We start from the raw sequence: 18,617 nt of genomic DNA on the forward strand, positions 1-18,617 counted from the left end.
ATTTCGGAAGCATGCTTGCTCGCCGGGACATCCGATACAAACAGACCAGGCATGGAATGACGATAAACGCTGCGCAGAGCGCCACGGTGGGCAAGCCGACAGACCCAGTAACGTCGACAGAACCATCGGTCCAGAAGGCCGGGGAGCCGCCGGCCTTGTCGCTGGCGGGTATCCAGTTTTTCATTGCCGATATCAGCAAGAAAACCATTCTCTGGCACGAGGTCGGTTCCCAGAGTTTCAATAGCGAAGTGCGGGATCTGCAGGAGGCGCCCTCCAACGAGGCGCTGCGCCACCTGTCGCCAGAGGATCGGAAGACCATTCTCCGGCTGGTCCAGGGTGCGATCCGGGAAGGCCAGGCCGGGCCGTTCGACGTCGGCGGCGGGCCGGACCACCGTATCCCGGGCATTCCGATCGTTGCCTATCGATACGAGTTGCCAGACGGCAAGATCCTTGCGATCTGCTTCCCCTCCATCGGTGAGAATGACAATAATCCGGGCCGGGTCGTACTGGGACTGGCACCGATCCTCCAGCATTTCGTCGCGTCCTCCACCCGTGTTGTGCTGCTGGTCGACAATTTCGGCTACGTGCGCTTTGCCAGCGACGGTTTCCTCAAGAGCTTCCAGATCGAGGATGCTCGCCTGATCCTGGGGCGCAACATTGCCCATATTCAGAACCGGGTCGGGCGAACGATCGTCTCCCTGACGCTTGCGGCATTGACGCGCCGGGCCAGTGCGACCGGGCGTGGCAAGTTCCTGCTGGCGTCCAACGACAGCGTCGAACTGAAATATGACGCCATGTATTTCCGTGTCGGCGGCACGGTGGGCGGGGTGCTGTTTTCGGCCGGCTATGCCGGCGGTGATGTCGACTTTGCCAGGGTCTTCGAAGCGTGCAGCGCGCCGATCCTGGTGGTCAACATCAAGTCAAAGATCATCATCGCGGCGAACAACGCAGCGATGAAGACCTACCATCTGACATCGGACGTCCTCGACAGCCGTCCGATCACCGAGATGCTGCTTCACCCGAGCAATTATGCGTCCCTGTTGACCTCTGCCAAAGACGCCTCGGAAGTTCCCCTGTCGGTGCCGGTGACGGTGCTCAATGGCCAGACCAAGAAAAAGCGCTTCAAGTGCACAATCATCGATGAGGACAAGGACGATCCGAAGCTGATCCTTGAAACGAGAAGCTGACCCTCGACAGGTACTGAGAGCGACTGAAACAGTACTTTACTTTTACGCCGCTGATGCCGCGTCACTGCCGTGGTGTTCCACGGCCCAAAGGTAGACCTGTCCAAGGATTTCGGTCAAGCTCCGGCCTTTCGGTGTGAGGGCATAGCGGACGCGGCGGTGGGCGTCGTCCAGTTCGGTACGAGCGACCAGTCCAATCTCTTCCAGATGGCGCAGTTCCTGGGTCAGCACCTTGCGGCTGATCGGTTTCAGTGTCCGCTGTAGTTCCAGAAAATGATGATCCTTAGCGGTCAGGCAATGCAGAACCCTTGGGGTGTGTTTGCCGCCAATGCTTTTCAGCGTGTCGGCAACAGGACAGTCCTGCGTGCCAGGCAGGCGCCAGAGGGATGCGATCGGTTCGCTCATGTCCGTCTCCACCGGTTCGCCGGGGCCAATGGCCCGTCCGGGTTACCAAAAGGTGCCTAATTGAACGTATTTCCGCGTCCGCCTAGGTGAAGAGCCAACCTATCACCAGGAAGATAACGGCGGCAAACATGTCCGAGATCCAGATCCACACTATCCCGATCCTGCCATTCGGCATGGTCAACGCGTTTCTGCTGACCTTTGCCGGTGGTGCCGTGCTTGTGGACACCGGGCTGCCGGGCAGCGAGACCAAGATCGAGAAGGGGCTGGCGAAGGTCGGGCTTTGCCTTGCCGATCTGAAGCTGATCGTGGTGACCCACGGCCATATCGACCATGCAGGCAGCGCCAAGCGTCTTCAGAAACTGTCGGGCGCGCCAATCGTGCTGCATGAAGGTGATTTACCCTATTGCCGGGGCCAGGCTCCCATCCTGAAGCCTTCGGGGTTCTTCGGTCGGCTGTTCAAGCTTTCAGGCGCGATCGAACGGCCGTTTGCGAAGGTGGAGCCGGACATTCTTCTGTCAGGGGACCAGACACTGGATCTGACAGCCTATGGCGTTCAAGGTGTCATCTTGCCGACGCCAGGCCACACGCCCGGATCGCTGTCGGTACTGCTTGACGATGGTGCCGTCCTCGCGGGGGATCTGGCGGCGTCCGGCATTCTTCTGGGGGGAATCGCGCTGAAGGGTCGGCCCAAGCCGCCCCCCTTCGAAGAAGACCCGCTTCAGGTCGCCCGTTCGTTGAAATTTCTGCTGTCCAAGGGGGCAAAACGCTTCTATCTCGGCCATGGCGGACCGCTCGATGCCGGGGTGATTGAAAGATACGCCGGCAAACTGGCGCAAGCGGCCTGAAAACTCCCGTTCTTCTCCGGATTTGGTCTTGTTTTCCGCAGCGCACGGATCTAGGGTCCGCGCGCTGTTAATCCCGTTTCCCCTGGAGGACATTATGGGCTTTCTTGCTGACGCATTGGCGCGTGTTAAACCTTCTGCGACCATCGCCGTCACCAACAAGGCACGCGAGCTTAAAGCCGCAGGCCGCGATGTAATCGGTCTCGGAGCTGGCGAGCCGGATTTCGATACCCCGGAAAACATCAAGACAGCCGCCATCAAGGCCATCACCGACGGCAAGACCAAGTACACCGCTGTCGATGGTATTCCGGAGCTGAAGGCGGCCATCGTCGAAAAGTTCAAGCGGGAAAACGGGCTTACTTACGAAACCAGCCAGATCACCGTGGGTACCGGCGGCAAGCAGGTGCTTTACAACGCGCTGATTGCAACGCTGAACCCGGGCGATGAAGTCATCATTCCGACCCCTTACTGGGTAAGCTATCCGGACATGGTGCTGCTCGCAGGCGGTGAACCGGTGATCGTGGAAGCGGACAAGTCGACCTTCAAGATTACCCCGGAAGCACTCGATGCGGCGATCACATCGCGCACCAAGTGGCTGATCTTCAACTCTCCGTCCAACCCGTCCGGTGCGGCCTACACCGAAGCTGAACTGAAGGCGCTCTGCGATGTGCTGATGAAGCACCCCCATGTCTGGGTCATGACCGACGACATGTATGAGCACCTCGTCTATGACGACTTCAAGTTCACCACGCCCGCTCAGGTGGAGCCTGCTCTTTACGAGCGCACGCTGACCGTCAACGGCGTGTCGAAGGCCTATGCAATGACCGGCTGGCGTATCGGTTATGCCGGCGGCCCGGCAGACCTGATCAAGGCCATGGCCAAGGTTCAGTCGCAGTCGACCTCCAACCCTTGCTCCATCGCCCAGTGGGCGGCGGTCGAGGCATTGAACGGCACCCAGGACTTCATCCCGAAGAACAACGAAGTCTTCAAGGGACGCCGGGACCTGGTTGTCTCCATGCTGAACCAGGCCAACGGCATTTCGTGCCCGGTGCCGGAAGGCGCGTTCTACGTGTTCCCGTCCTGCGCCGGTACGATCGGCAAGACGGCCCCTTCCGGCAAGGTGATCGAGAGCGACGAGGACTTCGTCTCCGAACTTCTGGAAGCTGAAGGTGTCGCGGTCGTTCACGGTTCGGCTTTCGGGCTTGGTCCGAACTTCCGCATTTCCTATGCGACCTCGACCGAAGCTCTGGAAGAAGCCTGCACGCGCATCCAGCGTTTCTGCGGGAACCTGAAATAAGCTTATCGGACATCGAAAGATTTGCGAAAGGGCGGCCGACGGCCGCCCTTTCCTGTTGTGGGCTGCATTTTCCGGTTGAGGAATGCGCGGTTTACAGCACAGTTCGAACGCTCTAGCCTTTCCCCGTCAGGTGGAGGTCGAGCGATGGCAAATTCACATCAAAAACAACTGCTTCTTGATCTGTTCGAAAGCCTGCCGTCGATTGTCTTCATTGTGCTTTGGCGACAGACGGGTGATCTGGAGCTTGCAGGCTGGAGTGGTTGCGGTCTTGCGGTTTTCGTTCTTGCCGGCTTTGTGCTGGTCAAGGTGCCCATGCACCCCGTATTGCTGGGTATCAATCTGCATATCCTGCTGGTGACACCGCTTCTGGTCGGCCTGTATCGGTTTGGCGACGGCACTCTGGCAGCATTCCTGACAGGCTATTCGTACAGTGCTGTTTTGTTGACCGTGACGCTTACCGGCGGGGTCTTGACCCTGTTCTCAAGCGGTGGATTTGCCGGTGTCCCCGACTTGCCCAGATCAACACAGTACCGACTATCGTTTCTGATGCTTGCCGTATCACTGGCTGGAACGGTCTGGGCGTTCCAGGCGCCGGAAAACAGCATTCTTCCGGTGATCGTCACCTTGACCCTTCTGATTGCCGGTCGCCGGTTTCTGCTTGCCCGTGTGTCGGACAGGTCGCCGAATGCTGGTGTGCTTGCCCCTGCTCTCGCGGGCAGTGCCGACACTACCGACGGTTACACCTGACCCTTTTGCCATTGCCGCGATTTTGACGTCTTGGCGCGTCATATCACTGGCGTGATCCGCGCCTTTGCTAAAAGCGGATATTCGCAGCCGAACGGGAGTTCTCTACATGCGTATTTTGAAACCGGTTCTTGCCGCCACGGCCATTGTGTTTGCCATGCCGGCCCTTGCCTCCGAAGACAGCCCAAAGGTTGAAATCGGCAAACTGAGCTGCCTGGTGGAAGGCGAGCACAGTTTCATTGTTGGCTCTTCAGCAACACTCGGATGCAGCTTTTCACCGGTCGACGGCGGAGCGGTGGAAAACTACAAGGGGACCGTCCGCGACTATGGGCTGGATATCGGTAAGACCAAACAGGCCACGCTGGTCTGGGGCGTTCTGGCACCTTCCGCAAACCGGAAGCCGGGCCTTTTGGCAGGCACCTACGGCGGGCTGACCGCCGGGGCAAGTGTTGGTGCGGGCATCAAGGCGAACGCGCTGTTGGGTGGTTTCGACCGATCCATCGCGCTCAACCCTTTCAGCCTGGAAAGCCAGACAGGCACGAACCTGACACTGGGTGTCAGCAAGATGACGCTGGAACTGATCAACTAAGCCTCAGCGGCTGTCACTGTCCTGTTTCTCCGCTTTAGTCGCGGCAGCTTTCGTTCGCGCCGGCACAAGGAGTTTCTTCCTTGTCCGGCCGGGTGTTCTGCCGGTTGATCTGCTCGGTGCGGTTCAAACGCTCCGCACCGTCAATCTGCTGCCGGGTGGAGAAACCGGACTGTTGGCGGTTGAGGTTCTGATTCAGCTGCTGACCGGCAGAAGGCAGCCGCGGCGAGGTCATCATGGGAGGACTGCGCAGCTGGGTCGATTGCGCATGCGCGGGTATTGCCGACGTGGCAGCAAACAGGGCTGAACAGAGTATCAGGGTTTTGGTCACGCGTGCTCCTTTTGCCCGAGGCCGGTTCAAGTTGGTTACATAGGCCTCCGCGCGTCAATTTCACTATCTGCCAATTCCGGCAGGGCAATGGCACATGGTTGGGAAGGTCTGAAGGCGGGACTTTTTTCAGTCTTCAGCTCAAATTTTCTCCACCGCTTGCCGGTCTGGAGATCTCAGTCGGGAGAGCCTTTATAAGCCTCTGGGATCGGCGGTGTTTTGGATTTTTGTGCACTTTTGGCGAGCTGTCATCGGCCTGGAGACTGAGCCGAGACAAGGGCAAATTGCTGCGCTGCCGCGTAAGATTCCCTTGCGTTGCCGCCGATATCGGCGCGACGATGGCTGACCGCCCCTGGTCGATCGGCCGCAGTTTGGGGCTTGGTGCTGTTGAGTACCGGGCAAAAGGCCTTCGATCCCATCCGGGCGAGACGCGGCAGGCCGCGTCCCCCAGCCGGCCCTGCCGCGTTGTTACGAGATATCCTCGAACTAACGGGAGGCTCAGCATGGCAATCACTTCAAACGGAAAAGGATCTGCTGCGGGCAGCGCTCCGCGCTGTATCGCCCTAGTGGGTCCGTTCGGCAGCGGCAAGACCAGTCTTCTGGAAGCCTTGCTGGCGCGAACGGACAAGGTGGCCCGGCAAGGATCCGTCGCAAACGGAAATACGGTGGGCGACGCTTCGCCGGAAGCGCGTGCCCACGGCATGAGTGTGGAACTGAACATTGCGGACGCGGAATTCCTGGGAGATCGCTTCGTGTTCGTCGACTGCCCTGGGTCGGTGGAGTTCCTGAGCGAAATGGACGGGGCGCTTTCCGGGGTGGATCTGGCCGTCGTGGTGGCGGAGGACGACGAGCGCAAGGTTCCAGCCCTGCAGCTGATCCTGAAAGCCCTTGAAGCCCGCGCCATTCCGCGGGTTTTGTTTTTAAACAAGATCGACAAGAGCACGCGGCGGGTGCGCGATGTCCTGAGCGTGCTGCAACCGGCATCTGCAGTGCCGCTGGTGCTGCGACAGATCCCGATCTGGGAAGACGGCCTGGCGACGGGGTTCATCGATCTCGCGCTGGAGCGGGCGCATGTCTATCACGAGAAGGAGGAAAGCACGCAGATCGACATGTCCGATGCGGACCTCGCACGTGAGCACGAAGCCCGTTTCACCATGCTGGAACACCTGGCCGATCACGATGACGACCTGATGGAGGCGTTGCTCGAGGATATCGCCCCCAATCGCGATCAGGTGTTCGCCGATCTGGTGAACGAAATGCAGGACGGTCTCATCTGTCCGGTTTTCTTCGGTTCCGCAGAACACGGCAACGGTGTCAGCCGGCTGCTGAAGGCCTTGCGCCACGAGGTTCCAGGTGTCGATTTGCTGTCGCGCCGGGTGCTTGGCACGACGTCGCGCGCGATGCTGCAGGTCGTCAAAACGCTGCACACCCAGCACGGCGGCAAGCAGTCGATTGCCCGCGTTCTGGAAGGCGTGGTCTCCGACGGCGATACCCTGTTCCTCAATGGCGACACCGAAATCAAGGTGTCCGGACTGTTTTCTGTCTTCGGCCAGCAGGCGAACAAGATCGCAACGGCCGGCAAGGGCGATCTGGTTGGGCTCGGGAGGCTCGATGATGTCCAGACGGGCGACCTCCTGAGTTTCGAAAACGGGAAGATCGAAAGCCTTCAGGTGCTTGAACGGCGCAATCCTGTTCTGGCGACGGCGATTTCCGCCAAACAGCGCAAGGACGAGGTCCGTCTTTCCGCGGCACTGGCGAAACTGGTTGAAGAGGACCGCTCGCTGATCGTCTCGCAAAACCAGACAACGGCCGAAACGTTGCTTGCAGGGCAGGGCGAAATGCATTTGCGTGTTGCCCAGGAACGGCTTGCCGGAAAATACGGTCTGGATATCGCCGCCAATACACCGCACGTGCCTTATGCCGAGACGATCCGGTCAGGCACCAAGGTTCGTGGCCGTCACAAGAAACAGTCTGGCGGGCATGGTCAGTTCGGTGATGTGGTGATCGAGATATCTCCGCTGCCGCGCGGCGAGGGCGTCCAGTTTTCAGACACGATTACCGGAGGAGTCGTGCCGAAACAATATATCCCGTCCGTGCGTGACGGCGTGTTGGATGCGCTGGGGCAAGGCCCGCTCGGTTTCCCGGTGGTGGATGTGTCCGTCTGTCTGACGGACGGCTCCTATCACTCTGTGGACAGTTCCGACCAGGCCTTCAAGATGGCCGGCATACTGGCAATCCGGGAAGGTCTGCCTGAGTGCAAGCCGGTGCTGCTGGAGCCGATCCACAAGGTGGTGATAGCCTGCCCGAGCGATGCGACCGCGCGGGTGAATGCGATCGTCTCGGCCCGACGCGGACAATTGCTTGGCTTCGATGCCCGTCCCGAGTGGAATGGCTGGGATGAGGTGCAGGCGTTGATGCCGGAGGCGGAAATCGGCGACCTGATCATCGAACTGCGTTCGGCGACCGCCGGGGTTGCAAGCTACACCGCCGAGTTCGACCATATGGCGGAACTTTCCGGCAAGGCGGCGGATATTGCCCTGCAGAGGTCCGGCAGACAGGCCGCGTGAACGGTAAAGCACTGAAAGCGATGACAGAGGGGCCGATTGGCCCCTCTGTTGTGTTCGCCCTACTAAAGCGCTGTACTGTTGATCACCTTGTTGTTGCGCTCAGTCACCAGGGCGTTATTTGCCATTGAAAGCCGATTCCGGTTTCCTTCGGAACAAACGGGAGACTGACAATGAATATACTGAAGAAACGCAGCTGGGAGCTTCCGGAACGGGAAGCAACACCGGAGGCCGTTTTCATGAACCGCCGGCAGATCCTTGCCAGCCTTGCCGGGGCTGGTGCGCTGTTGGGTACGGGCCTTGGAATTCGCCCGGCCTTTGCGGAAGAAGACCCGAGCGCGGGCCTTTATCCGGTCAAGCGCAATGAGACCTTTACGCTCGACAGGGACGTGACCCCGGAAGAGTTCACGGCGAAATACAACAATTTCTACGAGTTCGGCACGCACAAGCAGATCTGGCCGGCGGCACAGGAACTCAAGATCCGCCCCTGGACCGTCGTGCTGGATGGCATGATCGACAATCCGCAAGAGATCGGCATCGATGACCTTCTGGCCAAGATGCCTCTGGAAGAGCGGCTCTACCGGCATCGATGCGTCGAAGCGTGGTCCATGGCCGTGCCCTGGTCGGGATTCGCGCTTGCCGAGCTGGTGAAGCTGGCCGGGCCGCAGTCCGGCGCAAAATACCTGCGTTTTGAAACCTTCCTCGATCCGTCGGTTGCCAGCGGGCAGAAGCAGAGCTGGTATCCCTGGCCCTATGTCGAGGGCCTGACGCTGGAAGAAGCGACCAATGAACTCGCCTTCATCGCTACCGGCGTTTACGGCAAGCCGCTTGCCAAGCAATATGGTGCACCGATCCGGCTGGTTGTCCCGTGGAAGTACGGCTTCAAGTCGATCAAGTCGATCGTGAAGATCTCCTTCACCGACGAGCGTCCGGTCAGCTTCTGGGAGGAGATCCAGTCTTCTGAATACGGCTTCTGGGCGAACGTGAACCCGTCCGTGCCGCATCGCCGCTGGCCGCAGTCTTCCGAGCGGCTGCTTGGAACGGACGAGCGCCGCAACACGCTTCTCTACAACGGCTATGAGGAGCAGGTGGCCGGCCTCTACAAGGACCTGGGCAACGAACGCCTGTTCATGTGAGGTGAAGTGACATTACGTCATGCTGCATCGCGGCATGGTCTGGGCAAAAAAAGAGCCGGGTCTTAAAAGACCCGGCAGTTTATTTTGATTCACTGAAAACAGTGGAATCACCTTCCAGAGGGGAACAGCTGGTCGGAACATCACTGGGAGGAGGACGTGATGTCCGTGTGACCAACAGTGATGCTTATATGCAGTGCACAAGCTGCGTAAACAAGAGGCAGGGGCGCAGATCTGCTATGCATTTTACGCAGGGCTTGACTGAATGGTCAAAAATCAGACCAAAACCCCTTTAATTACAACAGATTGAATTAGTCGGTTTTTGCCGGCAGCTTCAAAAAAATTTTTAATTTCGAGTGAAAAAATCGATTGGTTCACCGAAATAAATGCAAATGCTCTCCCCGTGTGCAGTAATTTTGATGCCTAAATGTTGAGCTGATTTGGCGAATGAAACCTGAGTCTGTCCAGTCCTGTGCTTTCCCAGGGGAATGGAGACGATCGGGCCGCTCGGTTGCCGCGGCGCAGGCCGAGTTCCGAGACCTCTTTAGGGGGAGAGTATCTGCAAAAGCCTCTGTGCGGCCGCTCGTGCAGGCAAGCAGGGTTGCGTCCCGGTCAAGCCGGGGCTGGTTGAGCCAATCGCAATCGGGCAGATAGACGACAGGAGGGCAGGGTTAGAAAACCCAGCCTTCTGCATTTGCCAGCAGGAACTCGCGGAACGCGGTAACACGCGCGGTGTTCTTCAGTTCCGAAGGGTAGACAAAATAGGTGTCGAAGGAGGGCACCTTGTCGTCCTGGTCGGTCATGACAGGCGCCAGGTTCGACGACTTGTCGATGATGTAGTCCGGCAGAATAGCAATGCCCACGCCGGATTGAACAGCACGCTTGATGGCCACGATGTTGTTGGCCTTCAGGACGGACCTGCGCGGGCTTGTCGCGACGCGCCCGGCTGTTTCCAGCCAGTTCATCGAGCGGAGGTAGGCCGGAGCCTGTTCGCCAAAGGTGATCAGCCGGTGCTTGTCGAGGTCGTCGATCGACACAGGTGTTCCGAACCGTTGAAGGTATTCCGGTGCCGCATAGACATGGAAATGCACTGTAAACAGCTTGCGCTGGATCAGGTCCGGCTGGGTCGGCTGGCGCAAGCGGATAGCCACATCCGCTTCGCGCATGCCGAGGTCCAGTTCGTCGTCGTCGAAGATCAGGTGCAGGTCGACATCTGGATAGAGATCGATGAAGCTTCTGATCCGTGAGGTGAGCCAGGTGGAACCAAGGCCCACCGTGGTTGTCACGCGCAGGGCTCCGGATGGCTTTTCCTTGCTGTCCGTCAGGCTCGACTGAACCGCTTCCAGCTTCATCAGCACGTCGTTGGCAGTCCGGTAGAGCAGTTCGCCCTGTTCGGTCAGCAAGAGGCCGCGGGCGTGCCGGTGAAACAGCGGAACGCCCAGATCGTGCTCTAGCGCACTGACCTGCCGGCTGACAGCCGACTGGCTCATATGCAGGGTGTCACCTGCATGCGTGAAACTGCCAGCCTGTGCGGCCGCATGAAAAATGCGCAATTTGTCCCAATCCATGCGTGCCCCTCCGCAGGACAGTCAGGCAGCCTATTCGGCGGCCTGCTTTGTCGACGTCACTTCATGTTCGGCCAGAAACTTCTCGGCTTCAAGGGCTGCCATGCAGCCCATGCCGGCAGCGGTTACTGCCTGCCGATAAATGTCGTCGGTGACATCACCGGCCGCAAAGACGCCCGGGATGGATGTCCTGGTCGAATCCGGGGCAGTTTCCAGGTAGCCGTTGGACTTCAGCGTGAGCTGATCCTTGAAGAGTTCGACCGACGGTGCGTGGCCGATGGCGATGAAGACACCGTCCGTGGAAATTTCCTGGAATTCGCCGGTCGCGGTGTTTTTCAACCGTACGCCGGTAACTGCTTTCGGCATGCCGCCGCCGAGGATCTCATCGACCTGGTGGTCCCAGATGACGTCGATCTTCGGGTGCTGGAACAGGCGGTCCTGCAGGATCTTTTCCGCCCGCAGGCTGTCACGGCGATGAACCAGCGTCACCTTGGAGGCGAGATTGGCGAGATACAGCGCTTCTTCCACGGCGGTGTTGCCGCCGCCGACAACCACAACTTCCTTGTTGCGGTAGAAGAAGCCGTCACAGGTCGCACAGGCGGAAACGCCGGCGCCCATGTAATCCTGTTCCGAGGACAGGCCAAGCCAGCGTGCCTGCGCGCCGGTGGCGATCACCAGGGCGTCCGCCGTGAACACCGTGCCGCTGTCGGCTTCCAGGCGGAACGGGCGCTGGGACAGGTCAGCCTTCACGATGGTGTCGTAAAGGATCTTGGTGCCGACGTTTTCGGCCTGCTTCTGCATCTGTTCCATCAGCCACGGCCCCATGATGGGATCCGCGAAACCGGGGTAGTTCTCGACATCAGTGGTAATGGTCAGCTGGCCGCCCGGCTGAATACCGGCCACCAGCGTCGGCTCGATCATGGCGCGGGCAGCATATATGGCAGCCGTGTAGCCGGCCGGGCCGGAGCCGATGATCAGAAGTTTGCTGTGTTCCGTGCTCATGGGCGCACCTTTATCCTGTTTTCATGTCCCGGCGTTTGCGTTGCCAGGTTGGCCCATCGGGGCGTTGTTCCGGGTTTGCCGTGCGGCCGAAAAATCGCTCAAGATGCGTTGAGCGATCACCGGCGTGGCATCTATCGGCTCGTAGGTAGTGGTTTTCAGCGGACCTGGAAAGGGGTGAATGACACCCATGCGTCGCAAAGTCCCCAAAAACCGGGTGATCTTGTCGTGACCGCCGCTCGGCTCGAATACATGGACCGGCTTGCCGGTGGCTGTGGCCTCACCGATCATGTTCGTGGAATCGGCAGTGGCGATGATCGCATCTGCCTTGGCGAGATAGAGGCCGTAAGGGTTGGGTTCCTCGCCTGTCCAGTAGAGGTGATTTCCCGATTTGGCCAATCCTGCAAGACCATAGGCCAATCCGGCCGGCGTGCGGCGGGAGGCTGTGATCATGAAATGCACATGTGCCGCATGTGCAAGCTCTCGCAGGCCACTCAAAAGGCGGTTCTGGTCGTCTTCGGAAAACCTGTGGTGCCGGCTGTCACCGCCGACAAGAACCGCAACACGGGGCCGTGGAAGACCATCTATCTCGGCAACCTGCCGGCTGCGGAGTTCGGCCAGTGTTGCGGCGGAGAACTTGTGTGGGGACGTCGGTGTTACAAGGACGTTCCGTCCGCGCAGCTTGTCATGCTCGGGTACCCAGATGAGATCCGCTGCGTCTGATCCTATGCGCGGGTCTTTCAGGAACACGGTAAAGGTCTTGCCTCCCGAGAGGCGCTTGACCCGGCGCAGATACGGGACCGCCCGGCGGCCGGACGCGATGGCGATATCAGGGTAGGGCGGGGCAATCGGGCTGCCGGGGCGGGTCTCCCGCTCGCGCAGATCGATCGGACCGAAGGGCATCAACCAGGTAAAGGGTGCACGCGGCGCTATGTGGCGTTCTTCAACAGGTGCGCCGAGGGCTTCGGCAACACCGCGGCACTGGGCAAAGTCGCCCGCCTTTCCATCAGTGAGGATCCAGAGGGAAGAAGGGGCTTTCTCCGGCGAAAAAGGCATGTTTTGGAGAAGTTCCCCTATCGTAATCTTTCGAAATCGTGCGCAATTTTGTTATAGTCTTGCACAAACGCGCAAAAAATCATAACTCGGCACACAAATAGAGGTTAGCTTGGGATTCCGGTATCGGGCAAGGCGACAGTCTTGCGAAAGACCCGAATGCCCACAGCATGGCGCGTCATGCGAAGCGCGAAGGAGACAGGTTTGAAAGCGCGGCTCGATGCCATTGATTGGCAGATCCTGAAGGAATTGCAGGATGACGGACGGATGACCAATGTGGAATTGGCCCGTCGGGTCGGCATATCCGCTCCTCCCTGCCTGCGCCGGGTGCGCGCGCTGGAGGAAGCCGGGCTCATTCTGGGCTACCGGACCCTGCTTGATGAAAAGCAGCTCGGTTACGACGTGACAGCCTTTGCAATGGTTGGGCTGCACAGCCAGACCGAGGCGGATCTGATTGCCTTCGAACAGACGGTTCAGAACTGGCCGCTGGTGCGCGAAAGCTACATGCTTTCGGGTGAGGTCGACTTCCTACTGAAATGCGTTTCGCCGGATCTGCAGACCTTCCAGAATTTCATCATTCGCGAATTGACCGCGGCGCCCAACGTCGACAGCGTTCGTACGGCGTTGACAATCCGCCGCACAAAGGATGAGCCTGTCGTTCCAATCGATTGAAGTCCGAACCGGCTGCAAGAAGGAACAAGACGCCATGGCTGTGAAACGTGTCGTTGCCAACATCGCATCGCCGGATACCGGCAAGGCGCAAAGCTTCTACGGCGACGTGCTGGGCATGGACCTGGCGATGGATCACGGCTGGATCGTCACCTTTGCAGGCGAACGGGGGGCAATGGCCCAGGTCAGCATTGCAGCGGAAGGCGGCGCGGGAACCCCCGTGCCCGATTTTTCGGTCGAAGTCGATAACCTTGAAGAAGTGCTGGAAAAAGTGCAGGCAAAAGGCCTCGGCATCGAATACGGCCCGGCAGATGAGCCCTGGGGCGTCAGGCGCTTTTATGTGCGCGACCCTTTTGGCCGCCTGGTGAATATCTTGCAGCACGCGTGAGGCGCTGCCTGCCGATCCGGCAGGCAAGGGCGCCAACAAACTCACGAAGCCAGTTTTTTCACTTTTTTCTGGAGACGCCGGATCAGGGAGATGTCCCTGAGAGCGGCGGTGACCAGTGTAAAGGCGACGGTCACCAGCAGGATGGTCGTCAGTGCCGCAACGGGCAGCATCTGGTCATAGTGGTAGCTGTCGAGCGCCTGGTCGACAGGTTCAATGCCGGAATAGAACCTGCTGCGTATCGTGTCGCTGTAGGTCGTTATGCCAAAGTTGCCATACTTCAGATATTGCAGACCGAAGACGACGAAGAAGACGGCAACAGCCAGAGCGATCAGGTAGCCGGCCATCCGCACGGCGAACACGAAGGAGCTTTCGTGGCGTTGCGCGACGAGGCGCTTGAACATCAGGCGTTCGCGTGCCGTGAGCCTGGAAAACAGAAACCAGCGGTATATCCATAACGGCACCGACGCGATCAACAACCATACAGCAATCGCGTTAAAGACCATTGCAAATCCTCCGACACTTTCCGATTGTCAGCTTAACGGCTGTGTCGTGGACGTCAAAGGGAAAGCTCTGCTTTTGCTGCGACTTAAGGACAGTCGCAGAACGCGCGTACGTTGCCGGGGAGGTGTGCCAGGCAGGTCCGGGTTCAAAGGGAACCCGGACATTGAAACGGCCAGGGGCAGTTTTCAGGCCTGCTAAGACCGGGGACGGTCCCTGCAAAGAGAGGCCAGACCGGGAAGGCTCAACACTGAAAGGCTGGGGTCAGACGAAGCGTACGTCCACGATCTCGTAAGACCGGGCACCGCCAGGGGCAGCAACTTCGACGCTGTCGCCGATGGACTTGCCAATCAGGGCGCGGGCGATCGGAGAAGAAATAGAGACCTTGTTCTGCTTCACGTCGGATTCGACGTCGCCAACGATCATGTATTTCTTTTCTTCTTCGGTGTCCTCGTCAATGAGGGTGACGGTCGCGCCGAATTTGACGATGTCGCCGGACAGCTTGGTCACATCAATGATTTCAGCGCGGGACAGCTTGTCTTCCAGTTCCGAAATACGGCCTTCGTTCAGGCTCTGGGCTTCTTTAGCCGCATGGTATTCCGCATTTTCCGACAGGTCGCCATGCGCGCGGGCTTCAGCAATCGCCTCGACGATGCGCGGGCGCTCTACCGCGGTACGTTCCTTCAGCTCGTCCTGGAGCATCTTGTACCCGGCGGAGGTCATCGGAACTTTTTCCATTGGTCTCAGACCTTCAGCTTATTGGGTCCCCCTAATCTCGAGGACCGCGCTTTGACAAAAACAAACCAAGCCGGGAAAGGCGCGCTTTCCCGGCCGGTCACGAGTATAATAGCCTTAGCCGAAGTAGGATTGTAAAGGTCTTACTTCAAGGCTCCCAGCTTTATGGGCGGCAATGCCTTTCGCGGCAGCCACTGATCCTGCAAGGGTCGTGTAATACGGTACCTTGTTCAGAAGAGCCGCCCGGCGCATCGACCGGCTGTCGGAGATGGCCTGTGCGCCTTCGGTCGTATTGAAGACGAGCTGGACCTCACCGTTCTTGATAGCATCAACGATATGAGGGCGGCCTTCAAGAACCTTGTTGATCTTCTTCACCGCAATCCCCTTGTCCTCGAGGAACTTCTGGGTGCCGCCGGTGGCGATGATCGTGAAACCGCCGGCTTCCAGGCTGCGGACGGCGTCAAGCACGCCGGCCTTGTCTTCGTCGCGCATGGAAACGAACACGGTGCCCTTGTCCGGAACCCCTGTGCCGCAGCCGATCTGGGACTTGGCAAAGGCCTTGCCGAAGGCTGTGTCGAGGCCCATGACTTCGCCCGTCGAGCGCATTTCCGGTCCGAGGATCGTGTCGACGCCGGGGAAGCGGGCGAACGGGAAGACAGCTTCCTTGACCGCGATATGGTCGAGTTTCTTCTCGCTGAGACCGAAGGAAGCCAGGCTTTCTCCCGCCATGATGCGGCTGGCGATCTTGGCGACCGGCGCACCGATCGTCTTGGCGACGAAGGGCACGGTGCGCGATGCGCGCGGGTTGACTTCCAGAACGAAGATCTCGCCGTTCTTGATGGCGTATTGCACGTTCATCAGTCCGCCGACTTCCAGTGCCAGAGCCAATGCCGTGGTCTGGCGCTTGAGTTCTTCAAGCATCTCTTCGCCGAGCGAGAACGGCGGCAGGGAGCAGGCGCTGTCGCCGGAATGGATGCCGGCTTCCTCGATGTGCTCCATGATGCCGCAGACGAACACGTCCTTGCCGTCGCAAAGGGCATCGACATCCACCTCGATCGCGCCGTCGAGATAGCGGTCGAACAGCAGCGGGTTGGTGCCCAGCACGGTGTTGATCTGGCCGGTCTTGTCGTTCGGGTACTTTGCCCGCACTTCCGCAGGGACCAGCTCCGGCAGGGTGCCGAGCAGATAGGAGTTGAGGGCTTCCTCGTCGCGAATGATCTGCATGGCACGGCCACCCAGGACATAGGACGGGCGGACCACCAGAGGCAGGCCGAGCTGACCGGCGATGAGGCGACCCTGTTCGACGGAATAGGCGATGCCGTTTTCCGGCTGCTTCATGTCGAGCTTGATCAGAAGCTTCTGGAACCGGTCACGGTCTTCGGCAAGATCGATCATGTCCGGTGAAGTGCCGAGGATCGGCACGTCCGCCTTGACCAGGGCCTGCGCCAGCTTGAGTGGGGTCTGGCCGCCGAACTGGACGATGACGCCGTGCAGCGTGCCGTTCTCCTGCTCCTTGCGCATGATCTCCAGCACGTCTTCAGCGGTCAGCGGCTCGAAGTAGAGGCGGTCGGACGTGTCGTAATCGGTGGAGACGGTTTCCGGGTTGCAGTTGACCATGATGGTCTCGTAGCCCGCGTCTTCCAGCGCGAAGGCGGCATGACAGCAGCAATAGTCGAACTCGATACCCTGGCCGATCCGGTTCGGGCCGCCACCCAGAATGACCACCTTCTTCCGGTCGGACGGGCTCGCCTCGCACGCGGGCTGCCCCATGAAGGGAGCCTCGTAGGTGGAATACATATAGGCAGTCGGGGAGGCGAACTCGGCAGCGCAGGTGTCAATGCGCTTGTAGACCGGGTGCACGTCCAGCTGCTTGCGGAGCTTGGCAACGTCCGACGCATCGAGATCGGCAAGGCTTGCCAGGCGCGCGTCGGAAAAGCCCATGGCCTTCAGTTTGCGCAAGTTCGCGGCATCTTTCGGCAGGCCGAGCTTGCGGACCTTCGCTTCCATTTCCAGGATGGCTTCGATCTGTTCCAGGAACCAGGGATTGATGCCGCTGGCCTCGTAGATTTCCTCGACCGTCATGCCAAGGCGCATGGCCTGGGCGACGTTGAGAAGCCGGGTCGGTGTCGGTGTCGAGACGGCAGCGCGCAGGGCGTTGCGGTCGTCGCCCTGATCAAGGCCCGGGATTTCGGTTTCATCAAAGCCGTTCAGGCCCGTTTCCAGACCACGCAATGCCTTCTGCAGGCTTTCGTTGAAGGTCCGGCCAATTGCCATCACTTCGCCGACCGACTTCATGGCAGTGGTCAGGGTTGCTTCGGAGCCCGGAAATTTTTCGAAGGCGAAACGCGGGATCTTGGTGACCACGTAATCGATGGTCGGTTCGAACGATGCCGGGGTCGCGCCGCCGGTGATGTCGTTCTCCAGCTCGTCCAGCGTGTAGCCGACAGCAAGCTTGGCCGCGATCTTGGCGATCGGGAAGCCGGTTGCCTTGGAGGCCAGGGCGGAAGACCGCGACACGCGCGGGTTCATTTCGATGACGACCAGGCGGCCATTGTCCGGATTGACCGCGAACTGCACGTTCGATCCGCCGGTTTCCACGCCGATCTCGCGCAGCACCGCAATCGAGGCGTCGCGCATGATCTGGTATTCCTTGTCGGTCAGCGTCAGCGCCGGCGCGACAGTGATGGAATCACCGGTATGCACGCCCATCGGATCGACGTTCTCGATGGAGCAGATGATGATGCAGTTGTCCGCCGTGTCGCGGACCACTTCCATTTCATATTCCTTCCAGCCGAGCAGGCTCTCGTCGATCAGGACCTGACCGACCGGAGATGCGTCGATGCCGGAGCGGACGATGGTTTCGAATTCTTCCCGGTTATAGGCAACGCCGCCGCCGGTGCCACCCAGGGTGAAGGCGGGGCGGATGATCGCCGGCAGGCCGATCTCGTCGATGGCGCGCATGGCTTCAAGATAGCCGGCATTGCGGTCGTAACCGACGATCCGGCCGTTCTCGTCGTGAATTGCCGGGGAGGAGGCAATTGCCGCGCGCGGGTTTTCCAGGCCGATGACGTCCATCGCAGCCCGGAACTTTTCGCGGTCTTCAGCCTTTTCGATGACATCGGCGCGGGCGCCGATCATTTCCACGCCGTATTTTTCCAGAACACCCATCTGTTCCAGATCGAGTGCGCAGTTCAGCGCGGTCTGGCCCCCCATCGTCGGCAGAAGCGCATCCGGGCGTTCCTTCTCGATGATCTTGGCCACCAGCTCGGGAGTGATCGGCTCGATGTAGGTCGCGTCAGCCAGGTCCGGGTCGGTCATGATCGTCGCCGGGTTCGAGTTGACCAGGATGATGCGATACCCTTCCTCGCGCAGCGCCTTGCAGGCCTGGGTGCCCGAATAATCGAATTCACATGCCTGGCCGATGACAATCGGACCGGCACCAATAATCAGGATGGAAGAGATATCTGTGCGTTTTGGCATCTCGGCTCGCAGCTCGCAGCGGCCTTTCCGGACAGCGGGCTCGCTATTCGGTCTGGCTCGGACATGAGGGTATGACTATGTTGGCTGAGCGCGTCTTATAGGGAAAAGCTGCGCAGGAGGGAACCCCGCCAGGGCGTGAAAGTCGAC

The 18,617-nt window shown here is 59.6% G+C and carries 17 protein-coding genes; 9 read left to right on the forward strand and 8 right to left on the reverse strand.

From position 1 onward, the window contains the following. Nucleotides 1-56 precede the first annotated feature (56 nt). On the forward strand, nucleotides 57-1,187 hold the full coding sequence (locus FIU93_RS13395; protein WP_209010359.1) for a hypothetical protein: 1,131 nt from the start codon (nucleotides 57-59) through the stop codon (nucleotides 1,185-1,187). 42 nt (nucleotides 1,188-1,229) lie between these two features. Here the strand turns inward: FIU93_RS13395 and FIU93_RS13400 are convergent, their stop codons facing one another. Then, nucleotides 1,230-1,589 (reverse strand): helix-turn-helix domain-containing protein, encoded by a 360-nt coding sequence (locus FIU93_RS13400; protein ID WP_075283724.1) that lies wholly within the window; start codon nucleotides 1,587-1,589, stop codon nucleotides 1,230-1,232. A 128-nt stretch (nucleotides 1,590-1,717) separates the two neighbouring features. On the opposite strand from FIU93_RS13400, the gene FIU93_RS13405 reads away from it, so the two are divergent. From FIU93_RS13405 to FIU93_RS13420, 4 genes are all read left to right on the forward strand, one after another. After that, nucleotides 1,718-2,434, forward strand: a complete 717-nt coding sequence (locus FIU93_RS13405) for an MBL fold metallo-hydrolase (protein WP_152505840.1) — start codon at nucleotides 1,718-1,720, stop codon at nucleotides 2,432-2,434. 94 nt (nucleotides 2,435-2,528) lie between these two features. Then, nucleotides 2,529-3,728, forward strand: coding sequence for a pyridoxal phosphate-dependent aminotransferase (locus FIU93_RS13410; protein WP_022997972.1), 1,200 nt, complete (start codon nucleotides 2,529-2,531; stop codon nucleotides 3,726-3,728). A 144-nt stretch (nucleotides 3,729-3,872) separates the two neighbouring features. Then, nucleotides 3,873-4,475 (forward strand): hypothetical protein, encoded by a 603-nt coding sequence (locus tag FIU93_RS13415; RefSeq protein WP_152505841.1) that lies wholly within the window; start codon nucleotides 3,873-3,875, stop codon nucleotides 4,473-4,475. Nucleotides 4,476-4,581: 106 nt separating this feature from the next. Next, nucleotides 4,582-5,061 (forward strand): DUF992 domain-containing protein, encoded by a 480-nt coding sequence (locus FIU93_RS13420; protein ID WP_152505842.1) that lies wholly within the window; start codon nucleotides 4,582-4,584, stop codon nucleotides 5,059-5,061. A 34-nt stretch (nucleotides 5,062-5,095) separates the two neighbouring features. Here FIU93_RS13420 and FIU93_RS13425 read toward each other — a convergent pair whose 3' ends face one another. Beyond that, nucleotides 5,096-5,389 carry a hypothetical protein gene (locus tag FIU93_RS13425; RefSeq protein WP_077292192.1) on the reverse strand — a complete coding sequence of 98 codons (294 nt, stop codon included), beginning with the start codon at nucleotides 5,387-5,389 and terminating at the stop codon, nucleotides 5,096-5,098. A gap of 500 nt (nucleotides 5,390-5,889) precedes the next feature. Here FIU93_RS13425 and FIU93_RS13430 point away from each other — a divergent pair, with 500 nt between their 5' ends. Next, complete coding sequence (locus FIU93_RS13430) at nucleotides 5,890-7,953, forward strand: elongation factor G (protein ID WP_152505843.1); 2,064 nt, start codon at nucleotides 5,890-5,892, stop codon at nucleotides 7,951-7,953. A 170-nt stretch (nucleotides 7,954-8,123) separates the two neighbouring features. Then, a complete protein-coding gene (gene msrP / locus FIU93_RS13435; RefSeq protein ID WP_152505844.1) occupies nucleotides 8,124-9,086 on the forward strand; it encodes a protein-methionine-sulfoxide reductase catalytic subunit MsrP in 963 nt (320 codons plus the stop codon). 668 nt (nucleotides 9,087-9,754) lie between these two features. On the opposite strand, the gene FIU93_RS13440 is transcribed toward msrP, so the two are convergent. Genes FIU93_RS13440 through FIU93_RS13450 form a run of 3 tightly spaced genes read right to left on the reverse strand, consistent with a single transcriptional unit; the run spans nucleotide 9,755 to nucleotide 12,703 of the window. Continuing rightward, entirely contained in the window at nucleotides 9,755-10,651 is an 897-nt protein-coding gene (locus tag FIU93_RS13440; protein WP_022997966.1) for a LysR family transcriptional regulator, read from the reverse strand. 30 nt (nucleotides 10,652-10,681) lie between these two features. Continuing rightward, a complete protein-coding gene (gene trxB / locus FIU93_RS13445; protein ID WP_022997965.1) occupies nucleotides 10,682-11,650 on the reverse strand; it encodes a thioredoxin-disulfide reductase in 969 nt (322 codons plus the stop codon). Nucleotides 11,651-11,671: 21 nt separating this feature from the next. Beyond that, the gene (locus tag FIU93_RS13450) at nucleotides 11,672-12,703 is read right to left on the reverse strand and encodes a mitochondrial fission ELM1 family protein (protein ID WP_152505845.1); all 1,032 of its coding nucleotides are present in this window, start codon (nucleotides 12,701-12,703) and stop codon (nucleotides 11,672-11,674) included. 201 nt (nucleotides 12,704-12,904) lie between these two features. Here FIU93_RS13450 and FIU93_RS13455 point away from each other — a divergent pair, with 201 nt between their 5' ends. Together FIU93_RS13455 and FIU93_RS13460 are read left to right on the forward strand one after the other, a co-directional pair. Next, the gene (locus tag FIU93_RS13455; protein ID WP_031268195.1) at nucleotides 12,905-13,372 is read left to right on the forward strand and encodes an Lrp/AsnC family transcriptional regulator; all 468 of its coding nucleotides are present in this window, start codon (nucleotides 12,905-12,907) and stop codon (nucleotides 13,370-13,372) included. Nucleotides 13,373-13,406: 34 nt separating this feature from the next. Further along, complete coding sequence (locus FIU93_RS13460; protein WP_022997962.1) at nucleotides 13,407-13,757, forward strand: VOC family protein; 351 nt, start codon at nucleotides 13,407-13,409, stop codon at nucleotides 13,755-13,757. Nucleotides 13,758-13,798: 41 nt separating this feature from the next. Here the strand turns inward: FIU93_RS13460 and FIU93_RS13465 are convergent, their stop codons facing one another. The 3 genes from FIU93_RS13465 to carB form a co-directional block, all read right to left on the reverse strand. After that, nucleotides 13,799-14,260, reverse strand: a complete 462-nt coding sequence (locus FIU93_RS13465) for a hypothetical protein (RefSeq protein WP_022997961.1) — start codon at nucleotides 14,258-14,260, stop codon at nucleotides 13,799-13,801. 259 nt (nucleotides 14,261-14,519) lie between these two features. Then, complete coding sequence (gene greA / locus FIU93_RS13470) at nucleotides 14,520-14,993, reverse strand: transcription elongation factor GreA (RefSeq protein WP_022997960.1); 474 nt, start codon at nucleotides 14,991-14,993, stop codon at nucleotides 14,520-14,522. A 114-nt stretch (nucleotides 14,994-15,107) separates the two neighbouring features. Continuing rightward, the gene (gene carB / locus FIU93_RS13475) at nucleotides 15,108-18,470 is read right to left on the reverse strand and encodes a carbamoyl-phosphate synthase large subunit (protein ID WP_152505846.1); all 3,363 of its coding nucleotides are present in this window, start codon (nucleotides 18,468-18,470) and stop codon (nucleotides 15,108-15,110) included. Between the last annotated feature and the right edge of the window lie 147 nt (nucleotides 18,471-18,617).

It is taken from the genome of Labrenzia sp. THAF35 (assembly GCF_009363595.1).
GTDB classification, from domain to species: Bacteria; Pseudomonadota; Alphaproteobacteria; order Rhizobiales; family Stappiaceae; genus Roseibium; species Roseibium algicola.